This is a genomic window from Myxococcus sp. AM009 (assembly GCF_013372605.1).
GTDB classification, from domain to species: domain Bacteria; phylum Myxococcota; class Myxococcia; order Myxococcales; family Myxococcaceae; genus Myxococcus; species Myxococcus vastator.
In genome coordinates this window covers 36,445-51,785 of record NZ_JABXEP010000047.1, presented here as the reverse complement: position 1 = coordinate 51,785, position 15,341 = coordinate 36,445, and the positions used below count along the sequence as shown (strand labels likewise).

Below are 15,341 nucleotides of genomic sequence, written 5' to 3'. Positions count from 1 at the left end.
GGTGGGGGCCTCCCGGAGCCCGTCGCGCTTTTTTGCTCGCTCGCGGTCCCGGCGCGGCGGTGGGGCAAGGCTCCCGCCCAGCGCTGGCCAGGCGGGCAGTCAGGACACTCCAGGGACGTGGATGCAGGGTGGCGAGTGAGCAATAGCTTCACCCGAGAGGCCCGTCACAGCGGCGGGGTGGGAGGACGGGCGGGACGGGGCATGCGTCACGGGAGGCAGTGCATGGGGGTGGTATCCGCGCTGGCAGTGGTCGGGGTGCTGCTGACGGCGCAGACAGCGGCGGCTTCGGGGCTCCAGCGGCGCGGCACCCAGGACCCGGAGCGGCTGGCGCCTTTCGGCTTGATGCTGGACGCCAGCGCCCCTGAGGGCGCGGGCCTGTCGCTCTCCTTCCGGCCCATGCGAATGCTCCGGCTCCACGTGGGCGGCACGCACAATGGGGTCCGTCCCGGAGCGCGCGTGGGGCTCACGTTGCTGCCCTGGAAGGGCAGCCTGACGCCCGCGCTGACGCTGGAGGCGGGGCATGCGCGGCCCGCGAATGGTGCGGGCCTGGAGCGGCGCATCGTGGACCGCACGCAGATGCCCATCCATTCACTGGAGCGCGTGGGCTACTCCTACGCGAGCGCCCTGCTGGGCTTCGAATGGCAGGCCCCGAAGCGGCTGACCTTCTTCGTGCGCGGCGGCTTCAGCATCATGCGGCTCTACAGCCCTGGCATCGTCGGCGTGGACGAGCAGTTCCGCGCCGCGCTGGAGCCCGCGAACTTCCACGGCTGGAGCCTGAGCAACATCGAGCCCACCGCAAAGCTCGGCATCCTGTGGTCCTTCGGCTGAGCCGAGGCCGCTGCCTCAGCCCGCGCGCGGCTTAGGACAGCACCGCGTCGAAGAAGGCCAGCACCTGCGCCTCGGCCCAGAAGTGGGGCCTATGCACCTGGCCTCCGACGAAGCCGACGTGTCCACCGTGCGCCGTCACCACGACGCTCAGGTGGGGATTGTCGGCGGCGGCGGGCGGGATGACGGGCAGCTCCAGCATCGGGTCGTCCGCGGCGCTCAGCAGCAGCGTGGGCCTGCGGATGGCGTGCAGCCGGGGACCGGCGGAGGACTCCGCGTAATAGTGGGCGGCGTCGCGGAAGCCGTGCAGCGCGGAGGTGACGGCGTCGTCGAAGGCGCGGATGGTGCGCGCCGCCTCCATGGCCCGGCCGTCGAAGGCGCTCGGGAAGTGGCGCAGCTTGTCGCGCGCCTTCTGCTTCAGCGTCCGCAGGAAGCGCTCGCGGTACAGCCGGTGGAAGGGGCCGCCCGTGTCGAGCTTGCGGCAGCAGGCGCTCAAGTCATACGGCGCGCTGACGGACGCGGCGGCCTCCACGGGCGCGTCGTCGCCCAGCGACTCCAGCAGCCGGCACAGCACATTGGCGCCCAGGGAGAAGCCCACCGCGAACAGCGGGCCGGTGACGCGGGCGCGCGTCTCGTTCAGCACCCGGAGCGCGTCATCGATGTCGCCCGAGTGGTACGAGCGCGCCAGCCGGTTGGGCTCACCGCTGCATGAGCGGAAGTTGAGCGCGGTGGCGCCCCAGCCGCGCGTCCGCGCGCCTCGCAGGATGGCGGTGACGTAGCCCGCGCGGGACGAGCCCTCCAGGCCGTGCAGCGCCACGACGTGGGGCGCGCCCGCCGCGCCGTCGAAGGTGTCCAGGTCGACGAAGTCGCCGTCCGGCAGCTCCAGGCGCTCGCGCCGCAGCGCGGGCACGCGGGTGGGGCGCACGAGCGAGGCGTAGATGGTCTGCGCGTGCTCATTCGCCAGGCCGGGCGCGGGCACGAAGGGCTGGGTGGGCTGGAATCGCACGGCCGGGGGATAACGCCCGTGCGCGGGGACGACAAGCGCTCTTGCCACCAGTCGCGCTAGTCCTTCGCGCCGCCGGGGCGGGGCAGGCTGGCCACGCGGCGGGCCATGCGCATGGAAGCACAGCCCTGCTCGCGCGAGGCCCGGGCCTCCGACTGGAGCCCGAAGAGGCCCAGGTACTTCTCCACGCGCTCCTCCAGCGTGGGCGCCTCGATGAGGGTGCAGAGTTCATCCGCCCGGTAGTCGCGGCAGATGGCGGGCCGCTCCTCGTACACGTCGCAGAGGTTGTCTTCCCGCAGGTGCGGGCAGCGCAGGCCCAGCGGCTTGTCCAGCGCGGCGATGTCGGGCGCCACGCAGCAGGCGCCGCAGCGCGTGCACTCCACGGGCTTGGGGGTGGCGTCACTCACAGGGGCACGACCGTCTTCACCGTGCCCAGGTTCGTCACGGTGAGGCGCGCGCCCTGGCCCTTCTTCCAGGCGAGGAACGCCCGCTCGCCCCGCGGCTTCAGCACGTGCTCATGGGCGCCGTCGTCCTCGTAGCGCAGCCGCACCGTGTACGTCTCCTCGCGGCGCAGCCGGTCCGCGGCGCCCACGGCCAGCTCGGGCCAGCGCGGCGCATCGTCGGTGCCGGACGCCTCCCGGCGCGTCAGCGGCTTCCACTCATGGGTGTCGTAGGTGCACTGGTCGGCGTACACGGGCTCCCGGCGGTAGCGCGTCTCGTCCTGGCAGTCCTCGTAGGACTCGCGGCAGTACCTCGTCACGTCCTCGCACACCTCTTCCATGAAGCCGTTGCCCATGTCCCTGCGGCGGCACTTCTCCTCCGAGCCGCAGGCCACCTTGCGCGACTTCGTCCGGCACACCCGCTCCGTGCCGTCGGGGACGCGGCGGGTGCCTCGCTGGATGGACACGCAGTCGCGGATGTTGGCCACGCCCGCCACCTCGCCGGTGCCGTTGACGGGCATGCGAGGCGTGACGGCGCGCAGCTCGTCGCGCCAGCCCCGCTTCGTCACCCGGGTGAAGCGCTCCTGCACCACGATGCGCTTCCAGGCCGTGCCCGTCACCTCGCCGGGGAGCTCATGCGTCGTGTTGGCCCAGAGCGCGAAGGCGCCGGCACCCAGGCAGCAGAGGAACAGCGAGCCCCAGGCCAGGAGCAGCCGCGCCTTGCGCTTCGGCTTCGCGGGACGTGGCGGCGGCGGCGGTGGTGGCTCGTCGAAGGCCTGGCGTGGGGCGGCCTTCGCGTCGTCGGTGCGCTCGGCGCCGCAGTGCTTGCAGCGCGTCGTGTCGCCCCGCGTGGCCGCGCCGCAGAAGGCGCAGAACCAGTCTTCTCCCGCCTGGGCCAGCGCCAACGCCGACGCGTCGGTGACGCCCTCACGCAGCGACTTCCCGCTGGCCGCGTCCACGCCGCCGAAGTCGAACGCCGACTCCTTGCCCGTCAGCTCGCGCGGGTTGTTGCACTGGGGGCAGCGCTTGTGCCGGGCGCGAATCGACTTCGTGTCACACGAGGTGCAGTTCCACGTGCCCTCGATGATGCGGGTTCTGCGGGCCATTCGCGCATCCTAGCCGGACGCTCATGCCCACAGCGCGCGAGCGAAGGGGATGTCCACGGCGGCGGGCAGTCCCTCGCGCAGGGGCCGCACCATGGGCAGCGAGCCGTCCCGGGCCTCGCGGCTGGCCTCGGGGAGCCGGGCCACCCACGGCATGGTGCCCGGCTCCTCCCACAGCACCACCTTGGACAGCCCGGCCTTGTGCGCCTGGGCCCCCGCGGCCTCCAGTAGCGCGGCGGCGTCGTCCTCGGAGCGCGCGTCCAACATCAGCACCACCAGCTCTCCGTGGCGGGCCACCATCGCCCACAGCGCCGTGGACGCGCCCACCACCGCGCCGCAGGCCCGGGGACGAGGGCGGCGCAGCAGCTCCGCGTAGATGCGCTCGCGCTCCAGGTGCCAGTCCACCTGCGTGGCGTCCGGCCACAGGTAGAAGGGCACCTCCGGCCGCCACATCCGATCGAGCGCCGAGGGCACGTCCGCGTCCTCCAGCAGCGCGTCCACCTTGCGCGTCACGGGCCCATTGCCCACCGGCAGGTGCCAGTCCCAGGCGGGGACCTCCTGGTAGCCGGAGCGCCGGTAGATGCGAGCGCCCACGTCGGAGTAGAGCACTGCGGCCTGGGCGTCCGGCTCCGTGCGCTCCAGCTCCGCGGCCACCCGGTCCATCAGCCGCGTGGCATGGCCGTGCCCGCGCAGGGCCGGCTCGGTGAAGACGCTGGCGATGACGAAGCTGTCGCCGCGCGTCGTCTGACAGTCGGGGCCGCGCAGGTAGCTGGGGGTGCGGAACGTCTCGCACGAGGTGAGCACCCGGCCGGCGTCGTCGCACAGCAGCCAGGTGCGCAGGGTGTCCCGGCTCCAGGCGTGGGCGCGCAGCCGCTGCTCCCGTTCGAGGAACTGCTCGACGGTGAGCGGCGAGCCCCAGGCGGCGTAGGTGTGGCGGTCTCTCTCGGCCTGCTGTGCTTCGTTGGCGACGACCAGATGCATGGCGTGGCAGGGTAGCCGCGCGCGCGGCGCTTCGCAGCAGCCCTGGAGGGCCCGTGAGGCCTGCCTGCCCTCCGCATTACAGGCGCACCGTGTAGGGGAAGCGAAAGTGGAGCTGAAGGTAGGCCTGTCCCACGTGGAAGATGCCATCGCGCAGGCGCTCGGGCAGGCCCAGGCCTCCCAGCTCCTGCGGGACGTAGAACGCGGACTCCCAGCCCACGCCCAGCAGGAAGCTCTTGGAGAGCTGGAGCTCCAGGTCGATGCCCACCTCCGCGCCGGGCCGCACGAAGTGCGTGTCGGGCAGCGTGTCCGAGTGCATGTAGACGTACGTGAGCAGCAGCCCCGCGCCGAGTGACAGCCGCGCCGGACTGGACGTCAGCGGCACCCCCAGTGACAGCGGCTTCCAGGTGGCGCCGTACATCCCGGTGTCGCGCAGCTTGGGGGAGATGATGAGCGCGTCCGGGATGAGGATGGACGGGGAGATGCGGACTTCATCCAGGCTCTTGGCGTACTTGCGGTAACGCGGGGGCACGCGGCGCTGGTTCTTCTTCAGCCACGCCTTGTCCAGCACCGCCTCCACGGAGAGCTTCAGCCCGGTGTGGATGGGCTGGTCTTCGAACACGGGGCCGAAGAAGGCAAAGGCCGCGGGCCCCACCCCCACGTCCACCGGGACGGTGACGCGCTGGGCGGAGGCCGCGGCGGGGACGAGCAGGGCGCAGAGCAGCAGGAGCGGTGCGGGGCGCAGGGGCATGGGGCTTCTTCTTTCAAGCGCCACCTGCGAGGCGGTGGGAACGGACCCACCCGGTGTGGCGGCGCGGGACGTGTCCGAATTTGACCATTAAGCCATTGAAGCGCGGAGGGCCTTTGAAGCAGGAAGGCGGCAGGCTTTTCGCCGGCGCCGTTGACCTGGAGATTCGATGCTTTCCGCTGCCTTCTTGATTGCCACGTCCCTGCAGGCCCAGACGCCTGCGCCCGCTCCCTCCACGCCGCCGGCTCCCGCCGCCGAGGCCGCGCCCGCCGCGCCCCTCAGCGTGGAGGAGCGCGCCGCCGCCGCCGCCGAGCGCGCCGCCATCGCCGCTGAGCGCGCCGCCGAGGCCAGCGTCCGCGCCGCCGAGGCCGCCGAGCGCGCCGCCGCCGTCACCGCGCCGCCCCCGGCCCCGGCCCCGGCCCCGGCGCCCGCCACCGACAAGAAGCAGGGCGAGTGGGACGTCACCGTCGGCCTGGGCCTCATCTCGCTGACGGGCAATGCCTCCACCCTGACGGTGAGCGGCCTGGCCAGCGCCCAGCGCACGACGGACAACTGGATTTACGCCATCAAGTCCTACGGCTCCTATGGCCGCAGCCGTCCGCCCGAAGTCACGGGCGAGGAGGCCGTGTCCCAGGTGGTGGCGTTCAACGCGGGCCTGGAGCTGCGCGGCGACCGGCGCTTCACCGAGGTCATCAGCGGCTACCTGCTGGCGGGCGCGGAGACGGACCACGTGAAGAGCGTGGAGTCGCGCACCTTCGGCGAAGGCGGCCTGGGCGTGCTGTGGTGGGATGAGAAGAAGGAGAAGGGCCGCGAGTCCTACCTCCGCACGGACGCCGCCTTCCGCTACGCCAACGAGACGCGCTTCCAGTACTACCCCACGCGGATGGACCTGCCGGACGTCGACCTGGGCGGCCCCCGCTTCGGCGCGGTGTTCCGCTACGGCCTGGCGCAGAACGTCACCTTCAAGGAGGACGTGGAGGTGCTGGTGAGCGTCATCGGCGACTCGCGCATGCTCTTCAACAGCCAGACGCAGCTGTCCGTGGGGCTCACCAAGAAGCTGTCGCTGGGCACCAGCTTCCTGGTGAAGCACGACAGCGCGCCGCCCCCGGGCAAGGTGTCCACCGACACCGCGCTGGCGCTGAACTTCGAAGTGATGCTGTAGCCCGCAAAAGCAACGCGGCGCCGGGGGAGTCCCTCGGCGCCGCGTGCGGGTGGCGTGGGGCGGTGGGCCGCCCCGGCTGCCTTACTGCTTGGGCGCGCCGGACTCCTCGCCCATCTTCCCTTCCTTGCGGAGGCCGCCGCCGTAGCGGCCTTCCTCCGCGTCCGCGCCGATGTCGATTGCCTGCAGGTCGCTGTACGTCGAGCCCGGAGGCGTGGCGCCGCGGTAGCGGGTGCCCAGGTCCACCAGCGGAATGGCGAGCATCAGCAGCACGAAGAGGATGGAGACGGCGAAGACCAGCCGGTTGGCGCCGCGGTGGTCAATCAGGTGCATGAAGTACAGCAGCACCAGCGTGCCCTTGGTGGAGGCGATGACGAGCGCCAGCACCAGGCCCCACGTGGGGATGTGGATGCGGCCGGTGAGGACCGTGACGACCGTCAGCACCAGCAGCAGGCCCCAGATGAGCCAGTAACGGCCCGCTCCGTGGTGCTCCTCGCGCATGTTCTGTTCTTCTTCCCGGGATTCGTTGGCAATGCCCATGGTGGAGGAACCCTTCAAACGAGGTACAGCATCGGGAAGAGGAAGATCCACACCAGGTCGACGAGATGCCAGTACATGCTGCCCAGCTCGACCATCGTGTAGTTGTTCGGCCCGAAGTCAGCCTTCTTCAGCGCGCGGACCATGGAGAAGGCCAGCACGATCATGCCGATGACGACGTGCAGACCGTGCAGGGCCGTCGAGCAGAAGTAGACCGTGAAGTACAGGGGCACGCCCGGAAGCTGGATGCCCTCATACGAGTAGAAGCGGCCCGGCAGCGTGCCAATCTCGAACTTGTGGTGGTACTCGAAGTACTTGATGACGAGGAAGCCGACGGCCATCACCAGGGTGAGGGCAATCTGCACCGCGACCATCTTGTTCTTCCCCTCCTTCGCGTAGTGCACCGCGAGCGCCGCGGTGAGCGAGGAGGTGATGAGCACCACCGTGTTGATGGTGCCCAGCGTCAGGTCCAGGCTTCGGCTGGCGGCGGCCCACGCCTCCGGGAAGAGGAAGCGGTAGACGCCGTAGCAGATGAAGAGGCCAGCGAAGAGCAGGATTTCCGTCGCCAGGAACAGCCACATGCCCAGGCGCGCGGCGTGGTTCTGCACCTCCAGCGACGCGAAGTGGCCGGCGAGCCGGGGGACGGGCAGGGCGCCCCCGGCGGCGTGAGAGCTAGACTGCATCGGGCACCTCGGCCTTCTTGGGGTCCACGTAGAAGTGGGGCTCCTCCGGGAACACCGGCTGCGGCCCCACGAAGTTGTGGGTCGGCGGCGGCGACTCGGACATCCACTCGTAGCCCTTGCTGCGCCACGGGTTCTTGCCGGACGCCTTGCCGTAGACCAGGGCGTACGTCAGGTACATCGCGATGATGATGAACCCGAACGCCAGCAGGGACGCGCCCGCCGTGGAGGCCACGTTCAGCGCCTGGAAGCGCTCCGGGTACTCGTAGTAGCGGCGCGGCATGCCGTTGTTGCCCAGGAGGAACTGGGGGATGAACGTGGCGTTGAAGCCCAGGATGATGAGCGCCGCGGACACCAGGCCCCAACCCTCGTGGTACGTGCGCCCGAACATCTTCGGGAACCAGTAGTGGAGGGCGGCCAGGAAGGCCATGATGGTCGCGCCCACCATGATGAAGTGGAAGTGCGCCACCACGAAGTAGGTGTCGTGCCACGGGACGTCCAGCGACACCGTGCCCAGCGCGATGCCCGTCATGCCACCGAACACGGTGAAGAACAGGAAGCCGCAGAAGTAGGCGAAGGGCGTCCTGAAGTCGACCGCGCCCTTGTAGACGGTGCCCACCCAGTTGAAGACCTTGATGGCGGTGAACACACCCACCAGCATGGTCAGCACGCCGAACAGACCGCCCGTGAAGGTGGACTGGCCGGACACGAACATGTGGTGGCCCCAGGCGAAGAAGCCGACGAAGGCGATGCCCAGGCTGGAGTACGCCACCGCGCGGTAGCCGAAGATGTTCTTGCGGCTGTAGGTCGCGACGACCTCGCTCATCACGCCGAAGGCGGGGAGCACCATGATGTACACGGCCGGGTGGCTGTAGAACCAGAACAGGTGCTGGAAGAGCACCGGGTCACCGCCGCGGGCCGGGTCGAACATGCCGAACCCGAACAGGTTCTCCACCGTCACCAGGCACAGCAGCAGACCGATGACGGGCGTGGCCAGCACCTGGATGCAGCTGGTGGCGTAGATGGCCCACACGAACAGCGGCATCTTGAACCAGGTGATGCCCGGCGCCCGCATGGTGTGGCACGTCACGATGAAGTTGATGCCCGTGACGATGGAGCTGAACCCGATGATGAACGCGCCGAACAGCACCGGCGCCACCGTGGTCGTCGTGTGCGCGCTGTACGGGGTGTAGAACGTCCAGCCCGTGTCCAGGCCGCCGTTGAGCATGCCCCACAGCGCCAACAGCGCGCCGGCCAGGTAGATGTAGAGCGACAGCAGGTTCAGCCGGGGGAAGGCCACGTCCTTGGCGCCCAGCATCAACGGCAACATGAAGTTGCCGAAGACGGCGGGGATGGCCGGAATCATGAACAGGAAGATCATGACCAGGCCATGGAGCGTGAACGTACGGTTGTACGTCATCGCGTCCATGATGGTCGGGCCCGGCGTCAAGAGCTCCACCCGGATGAGCAGCGCGAAGATGCCGCCCACCAGGAAGAACAGCAGGACCCAGAACAAGAACATGAGCCCGATACGCTTGTGGTCAACGGTCAGCAGCCACGACTTGATGGTGGTGCCGTCGACCAGGTAGTTCGGGTGATGGTCGTGATGCTCCTCGGGCGCGGGGGTGGCGCCCGGGGCTGCGATGCTACTGGATGGCGTCATAGGCGGGTCCCTCGGAGGCGCCCTCGCGGACGTTCGGAGTGCGAAGCGACTTGATGTACTCGACGATGGCGGCCGTCTCCGGGCCCTGCAGCTTGCCCTGGTAGGTCGGCATCACGTTCTGGTAGCCCGCCACCAGGTGGGCGCCCGGGTCCATCATCGACTGGGTGATATAGGCCTCGTCCACGCGGATGCTCTGGCCGTCCTCGAGCTGCTCCACGCGGTCATACATGCCCAGGAAGGTGGGGCCGATGTGCTGCGAGCCGTCCACCGAGTGGCACTTGAGGCAGCCCTGCGTGCCCGCGAGCACCTGGCCCTGCTCCACCATGCGCGCCACCGGCGGCACCAGGGAGTTGTCCGCCAGCGCGTCCTGACGGTCCTGCAGGCGGCCGCGGCGCTGCTCCTGGATCCAGTTCTCGTACTCCTCCTGCGGGAGCACGACGACCTCGGCCAGCATCTTCGAATGCGACAGGCCGCAGTACTCGGTGCACAGCACCTGGTACGTGCCCGGCTTGGTCGCCTCGAACCAGATCTGCGTGTAGCGGCCCGGCAGCGCATCCATCTTGATGCGGAAGGCCGGCACGTAGAAGGAGTGCAGCACGTCACGCGAGGTGATGAGCAGACGCACCGGGCGGTTGGCCGGCACGTGCAGCACGTTCACCCCGTTGGGGCCCTCCGGGTAGGAGAACTTCCACATCCACTGCTTGCCCATGACGTAGACGTCCATCGCGTCCTTGGGCGGCGTGGTGACCCACGTGAAGTCCCGGAACCCGATACCGAACCAGGCCAGGAAGAACACGAGGGGAACGGAGACGAAGAGGAACTCCGTCTTCAGGGTGGGGACGACGTACTCCGTCGCCTGCGCCGGGAGGCGGCGGCGGTAACGGAAGAAGAAGAACAGGGCCGCCAGACCGACCGCCGTCGACATCACCATCGTCGTACCCACGACGAAGTGATGCAGCGTGTCGATGCGCTCCGCGAACGTGGACGCGGCCTCCGGGAGGAACAGGATATCGTTGAGAAGCTCGCTCATGCCGCCGCGCCTTTCTTCAGCTCGCGCCTCCAGAAAAAGATCAGCATCGTCGCCAGGGCGCAGAACACGGCAATGCCGCCCAGGCGGATGAACCCGAAGATGTAGAAGCCATACCGCCGACTGGCGGTGTCATACTTGAAGCAGGACAGGATGATCTGATCGAAGCTGGTACCCACGCGGCCATTGGCCGCCTCCAGCAACGCCAGCTTCATGTCCGAGGGAGGAAACGTCGTCCCGTAGAGATACCGGGAGATGCTGCCCTCCGGCGTGAGCACGTGCACCACGGCCGCGTGGGCGTACTGCTTCGTGCTCTCGTCGTAGGTGTATTTGAAGCCCAGGGCGTCCGCGAGCCGGCGAACCTCCGCGTCCGTCCCCGTCAAGAAGTGCCAGGGGGCCGTCTCCGGCTTGCCCATGGACTGCAGGTGCCGCCGCCGACGCTCCAGGCTCTGGGCCGGGGTGTCTTCCGGGTCGATGCTGACGGTGACGGCTTCGTAGTCCTTGCCCAGCTCGAGCCCGAGCTCCTTCATGGACTGCACCTGGGCGTTGAGCACCAGGTTACAGAGCATGGGGCAGTTGTAATAGACGAGCGTGAGCAGGGTGGGCAGCGACTTCGGCACCACGTCGCCCAGGCGCACCTCGCGCCCGGAGGCGTCGAGGAAGCGGGTGTCCATGGGCACCAGCTCCCCCAGGTGCTCCTGTACGTCCACACCCTGGATGGGGGGCGGCAGGTCCCGCTGCGCCTCCAGGATGGCCCGGGGCGTCTTCCCGGCACCCGGCATGGCGGAGGCCGGCACCGAGACGGCCAGCACCAGCGCCGCCGCGGCGAGCAAGCCCGCGCGGCAGGCGCGCGGAAGGATGTAGGAGCAGGTGGACATCATTGCAGGACGGCTCTTACGACAGGGGAGCGGTGATGGCTACTGCTGCGGCGACGGAGGCGTCTGCCCGGGAGCGGGCTCCGGGGCGGGAGCCGTCTCCGGAGCGGGCGCGGGGGGCGGGTTGCGCTTCTGCTCGATGACCGTCTTCATCGCGGCGTCGATGGCGGGGTGCTGCTTCACCCCCGGCTGGTCACCCCAGCCGGCGCGCAGCGCCTGGTCCTGGCCGCTGAGCTTGTCCTCGGCGTGCCAGTCCTGCTCGAACAGGCGCTGGTTGACGATGCCCACCTCGTACTGGCCCATGGCCGCGGGACGCGGCGGCGGACCGTCCGGCTGGATGTCGGCCATGGTCCGGACCTGGATGTAATAGGCCCAGACGATGCCCACCGCGAAGATGACGAGCGAACCCACGCCGATGCCCACCACCTTGCCCATGACCAGGTGGTCTTCTTCGGCCGCCACACCGTGCGCGCCGACGATGACGCGCGACTCGAGCTCAACCTGGGTCTTCTTCATGGCTGCACGTACCTCAAGGACTCGGCGATGTAGGGGTCCTTCACCGTCAGCGTGTACTGGCCACGCGCCAGGAGGAGGGCCGTGCCCACCGCGATGCCGCCCACCCCGAAGAAGGCCGTGAGCAGCGACCAGTGGAACGTCGGGCCGGCGTCACCCGTCAAGGCCGGCCACACCAGCCAGTACAGGTCCACCGCGTGGATGACGAGCAGGTACACCGCCACCACCGCCAGCTTCCGGGGCTGCAGCTTCAGGTTGCGCGACAGCAGGATGAAGAAGGGCAACAGGAAGTGCAGGAAGAACAGGGAGATGGACAGCGGCCGCCACGCGCCGAAGATGCGCAGGCCGTACCAGGGCGCCTCTTCCGGGATGTTCGCGATCCACACCAGCATGAACTGGGAGAAGGCGATGTAGGCCCAGAACGCGGTGAAGGCGAGCATCAGCTTGCCGAGGTTGTGGAAGTGGTCCAGCTTCACGACGCTGCCGTAGAGGTCCTTGCCCTGAGCGTTCACCGTGACGATGGTCAGGATGCAGAAGGCCGCCAGGAAGCTTCCGGCGAAGTAATAGACGCCGAAGATGGTGGACTGCCAGAGCGGCGTGAGGCTCATCAGCCAGTCGAAAGAAGCGAACGTGATGGTGAGGGCAAGGAAAGGCAGCACACCCGGGGAGAACTTGCGCTGCTTCACCGTGAAGTCGAGCCCGCCCAGGGTGTCCTGCTTCAGGCTCCAGGTCCGCAGCCGCCAGGCCGCGAACGTCCACAGGCCGAAGTAGATGATGTGGCGGACGCCGATGCCAATGGGCAGGTGGTTGTTCAGGTAGCCGTGCTGCTTGTGGCTCAGGTGCTCCAGCTCCAGGCCGGAGTAGCCCTTCGTCAGCTCGGAGCCGGGCCACCAGGGGTAGAGGTAGGCGGCCATGGCCAGCAGCGGCAGGGCCAGCACGAAGAACACCGGAATCACCGCGGAGGCCGTCTCCATCGTCCGGCGCAGCACGATGAGCCACTTGGCCTTCGCCGTGTGGAAGATGGCCTGCATGATGAGGAAGGCGACGCTGATGCCCACCCAGTAGGTGAAGCCAATCAGGTAGGCGTGGGCCGTCTCACCCTTGGCGTCCGTGGCGAAGAAGCCGCCCAGCGTGGCCAGCAGGCCGAGCACGCCCACGGCGAACGCGGGCACCATCAGCTTCGGCGTGCCGTTGTAGGGCTCGAAGCTCGTGTGCGAGTTGGTGACGGGGGGACTCATCGGTTCTCCTGCGGAACGGGCTGCTGGCCGTCCGTGCGGGTATTGCGGGCCGTCTGGAGCGCGCGGACGTAGGCGACCACGGCCCAGCGCTCGCGCAGGTCGAGCTCACCGGAGAAGGACGGCATCACGCCGTAGCCCTCGTTGATGGCCATGTAGAAGTGGCCGTCCGGCTTGCTCTCCAGGTCCAGCAGCGAGGGAGGCAGGCGCAGGGCCATGTTCTCCGCGACGATGCTGTTTCCATCACCGAGCACGCCGTGACACTGCGAGCAGACGATGTTGTACTTCTTCTGACCCAGGGTCAGCAGGTTCTGGTCCACCGTGACGGGCAGGTGGGCCACCGGCTGGCCGTCGCTGCGGCCGGTGAGGGCCACCTGGCGCTGCATGGGGTCCTTGAGCTCGGGGAGCCTGTCGAAGCGCTCACGCGGAACCGTGCCCGCGGGAGGCGTGCGCATGGCGCGGCCGTCCGCCCAGAAGTCGGACGCTTCGTAGACCTCGTACTTCGCCTGGTGCTCCATGCGCTGGAGGAACTCCGAGCTGACGTTGCAGCCCGTGAGCGCGGCGAGTCCGGCGGCGGGGATGAGCCACCTCATTCCTTCTCTCCCGTGACGAGGGTCACCTGGGTCGCGCCCAGGGCCTTGAGCTGATTCATGACCGGCGCCGCGTCCGTGCCCGTCGCCTGGGGAACGCTCAGCCAGTAGCCGTGCGTGGAGGCGGTGCGGAAGTCCTCGGACTCGAAGACGGGGTGGTACGGCTGGGGCAGGCGGCTGAGCCCCAGCAGACCGAAGAAGATGCCGAAGGCGGCGAACAGCACCCCCAGCTCGAACGTGATGGGGACCCACGCCGGCAGCGACAGCAGCGGTCGGCCGCCGATGTTGAGCGGGTAGTCGATGGTGTTCATCCAGGTCTGCATGGCCAGCGCCGTGGCCACGCCCGTCAGGCCGCCGCACAGGGCGATGAAGGGCACGCGCGAGGGCGGCAGACCCAGGGCCTCCGAGCCGCCGTGAAGCGGGTACGGAGAGTAGGTGTCCATTCCCTCGAAGCCCTTCTCCCGCATCTGGCGGGTGGCATCCACGAGGGCGTCCGGCGTCGGGAACTCGGCCAGGACCCAGGATTCGAGAACGGTGGCTTCCATGGCTCTAGTGCGCTCCGTGGGTGTCGGCGCCGTGGTGGGCGTGAGCGGCGTGCTTGAGCTCCAACTGCAGCTCCTTCACCTCGCTGATGGCGACCGCGGGCACGAACTTCAGGAAGAGGAGGAACAACGTGCCGAACAGGCCCAGGGTGCCCACGTAGATGCACCAGTCGACCCACGTCGGCGTGTAGATGCCCCAGGAAGACGGCAGGAAGTCCTGGCTCAGTGAGGTGACGATGATGATGAACCGCTCACACCACATGCCGATGTTCACCGCGATGGACGCGACCCACATGATGGCGATGTTGGTGCGGGCCTTCTTGAACCAGAAGATGTTCGGGGTGATGACGTTGCATGCAATCATCAGCCAGTACACCCCGGCGTAGGGGCCGGTGGCGCGGTTCACGTAGAAGGTCCACATCTCGTACTGGTTCTGCGAGTACCAGGCGACGAAGTGCTCCATCAGGTACCCGTAGGAGACGAGCAGGCCCGTCGCCAGGATGACCTTGTTCATGTTCTCCAGGTGCCGGTCCGTAATCACGTCCCGCAGGCCCAGGTACTTGCGGGCGGGGACGATGAGGGTGATGACCATCGCGAAGCCGCTGAACACGGCGCCAGCCACGAAGTAGGGCGGGAAGACGGTGGTGTGCCAGCCGGGCAGCAGGGAGACGGCGAAGTCGAACGAAACGATGGTGTGAACGGACACCACGAGCGGCGTGGAGAGGCCGGCCAGCAGCAGGTACGCGATCTTGTAGTTGTGCCAGTGCCGACCGGAGCCGCGCCAGCCGAGCGCGAACAGGCCGTAGAGGGTCCGCTGCAGCTTCGTCTTGGACGAGTCACGCAGCGCCGCCAGGTCCGGGATGAGGCCCACGAACCAGAAGAGCGCGGACACCGTGAGGTACGTGGAGATGGCGAACACGTCCCACACCAGCGGCGAGCGGAACTGCGGCCACGCGCCCAGGGTGCTGGGGTAGGGGAACAGCCAGAAGGCGAACCAGGGGCGGCCGGTGTGCAGCAGGGGGAACAGGCCGGCGCACATGACGGCGAACAGCGTCATGGCTTCGGCGAACCGGTTGATGCTCGTGCGCCACTTCTGCTGGAAGAGCAGGAGGATGGCGGAGATGAGCGTACCGGCGTGGCCGATACCGACCCACCAGACGAAGTTGATGATGTCGAACGCCCAGCCGACGGGCTGGTTGTTGCCCCACACGCCGATACCGCGGGCCAGCGTGTAGGTGACACCGATGACGAGCAGGCCCAGGGCGCTGAGCGACAGGCCGAAGAGCATGAACCAGCCCTTGCCCGGCTTGCGCCAGACATGGTCCAGCAGCGTCTCGTTCAGGGACGCGTCGTCATGGTGCGGCGCGACGAGGGGCCGCGGCTCGAGCGGATCGAGGGCAGCGTTGGCAGCGGTTTCAGCCAT

17 protein-coding genes are annotated in these 15,341 nt (G+C 68.7%); 2 read left to right on the top strand and 15 right to left on the bottom strand.

Features of this window, described 5'->3' with window-relative positions; all coding sequences use genetic code 11:
• The first annotated feature begins 222 nt into the window (after positions 1-222).
• On the top strand, positions 223-828 hold the full coding sequence (locus tag HV824_RS14315; protein ID WP_163787556.1) for a hypothetical protein: 606 nt from the start codon (positions 223-225) through the stop codon (positions 826-828).
• A 31-nt stretch (positions 829-859) separates the two neighbouring features.
• On the opposite strand, the gene HV824_RS14310 is transcribed toward HV824_RS14315, so the two are convergent.
• The 5 genes from HV824_RS14310 to HV824_RS14290 form a co-directional block, all read right to left on the bottom strand.
• Positions 860-1,831, bottom strand: coding sequence for a hydrolase (locus tag HV824_RS14310; RefSeq protein WP_176421328.1), 972 nt, complete (start codon positions 1,829-1,831; stop codon positions 860-862).
• Between the two features lie 56 nt (positions 1,832-1,887).
• Entirely contained in the window at positions 1,888-2,235 is a 348-nt protein-coding gene (locus HV824_RS14305) for a YkgJ family cysteine cluster protein (RefSeq protein WP_368671061.1), read from the bottom strand.
• Positions 2,232-3,374, bottom strand: coding sequence for a hypothetical protein (locus HV824_RS14300; protein ID WP_176423508.1), 1,143 nt, complete (start codon positions 3,372-3,374; stop codon positions 2,232-2,234). Before HV824_RS14300 ends, HV824_RS14305 begins: the two co-directional genes overlap by 4 nt.
• 21 nt (positions 3,375-3,395) lie before the next feature.
• Entirely contained in the window at positions 3,396-4,352 is a 957-nt protein-coding gene (locus HV824_RS14295; protein WP_255208026.1) for a GNAT family N-acetyltransferase, read from the bottom strand.
• 76 nt (positions 4,353-4,428) lie between these two features.
• On the bottom strand, positions 4,429-5,100 hold the full coding sequence (locus HV824_RS14290) for a hypothetical protein (RefSeq protein ID WP_176421322.1): 672 nt from the start codon (positions 5,098-5,100) through the stop codon (positions 4,429-4,431).
• 166 nt (positions 5,101-5,266) lie between these two features.
• Between HV824_RS14290 and HV824_RS14285 the strand changes: the two genes are divergently transcribed.
• Positions 5,267-6,259 carry a DUF481 domain-containing protein gene (locus tag HV824_RS14285; protein WP_176423506.1) on the top strand — a complete coding sequence of 331 codons (993 nt, stop codon included), beginning with the start codon at positions 5,267-5,269 and terminating at the stop codon, positions 6,257-6,259.
• An 81-nt stretch (positions 6,260-6,340) separates the two neighbouring features.
• On the opposite strand, the gene HV824_RS14280 is transcribed toward HV824_RS14285, so the two are convergent.
• Genes HV824_RS14280 through nrfD form a run of 10 tightly spaced genes read right to left on the bottom strand, consistent with a single transcriptional unit; the run spans position 6,341 to position 15,341 of the window.
• Complete coding sequence (locus HV824_RS14280; protein ID WP_176421324.1) at positions 6,341-6,796, bottom strand: cytochrome C oxidase subunit IV family protein; 456 nt, start codon at positions 6,794-6,796, stop codon at positions 6,341-6,343.
• A 14-nt stretch (positions 6,797-6,810) separates the two neighbouring features.
• Positions 6,811-7,476, bottom strand: a complete 666-nt coding sequence (locus tag HV824_RS14275) for a cytochrome c oxidase subunit 3 family protein (RefSeq protein WP_176421325.1) — start codon at positions 7,474-7,476, stop codon at positions 6,811-6,813.
• Positions 7,466-9,136 (bottom strand): cytochrome c oxidase subunit I, encoded by a 1,671-nt coding sequence (gene ctaD, locus HV824_RS14270; RefSeq protein ID WP_176421326.1) that lies wholly within the window; start codon positions 9,134-9,136, stop codon positions 7,466-7,468. Before ctaD ends, HV824_RS14275 begins: the two co-directional genes overlap by 11 nt.
• Positions 9,120-10,166: a cytochrome c oxidase subunit II gene (gene coxB / locus HV824_RS14265; RefSeq protein WP_163786617.1), complete on the bottom strand. Its 1,047-nt coding sequence runs from the start codon at positions 10,164-10,166 to the stop codon at positions 9,120-9,122. The genes ctaD and coxB overlap by 17 nt, the downstream gene beginning before the upstream one ends.
• Entirely contained in the window at positions 10,163-11,044 is an 882-nt protein-coding gene (locus HV824_RS14260; protein ID WP_176423505.1) for an SCO family protein, read from the bottom strand. The genes coxB and HV824_RS14260 overlap by 4 nt, the downstream gene beginning before the upstream one ends.
• Before the next feature lie 36 nt (positions 11,045-11,080).
• Positions 11,081-11,554 (bottom strand): hypothetical protein, encoded by a 474-nt coding sequence (locus tag HV824_RS14255; protein WP_176423504.1) that lies wholly within the window; start codon positions 11,552-11,554, stop codon positions 11,081-11,083.
• On the bottom strand, positions 11,551-12,789 hold the full coding sequence (locus HV824_RS14250; protein ID WP_176419388.1) for a hypothetical protein: 1,239 nt from the start codon (positions 12,787-12,789) through the stop codon (positions 11,551-11,553). Before HV824_RS14250 ends, HV824_RS14255 begins: the two co-directional genes overlap by 4 nt.
• Positions 12,786-13,379: a cytochrome c gene (locus HV824_RS14245; RefSeq protein WP_176419387.1), complete on the bottom strand. Its 594-nt coding sequence runs from the start codon at positions 13,377-13,379 to the stop codon at positions 12,786-12,788. The genes HV824_RS14250 and HV824_RS14245 overlap by 4 nt, the downstream gene beginning before the upstream one ends.
• A complete protein-coding gene (locus tag HV824_RS14240; RefSeq protein WP_176423503.1) occupies positions 13,376-13,921 on the bottom strand; it encodes a DUF3341 domain-containing protein in 546 nt (181 codons plus the stop codon). The genes HV824_RS14245 and HV824_RS14240 overlap by 4 nt, the downstream gene beginning before the upstream one ends.
• A gap of 4 nt (positions 13,922-13,925) precedes the next feature.
• Complete coding sequence (gene nrfD / locus HV824_RS14235; protein ID WP_176419385.1) at positions 13,926-15,341, bottom strand: NrfD/PsrC family molybdoenzyme membrane anchor subunit; 1,416 nt, start codon at positions 15,339-15,341, stop codon at positions 13,926-13,928.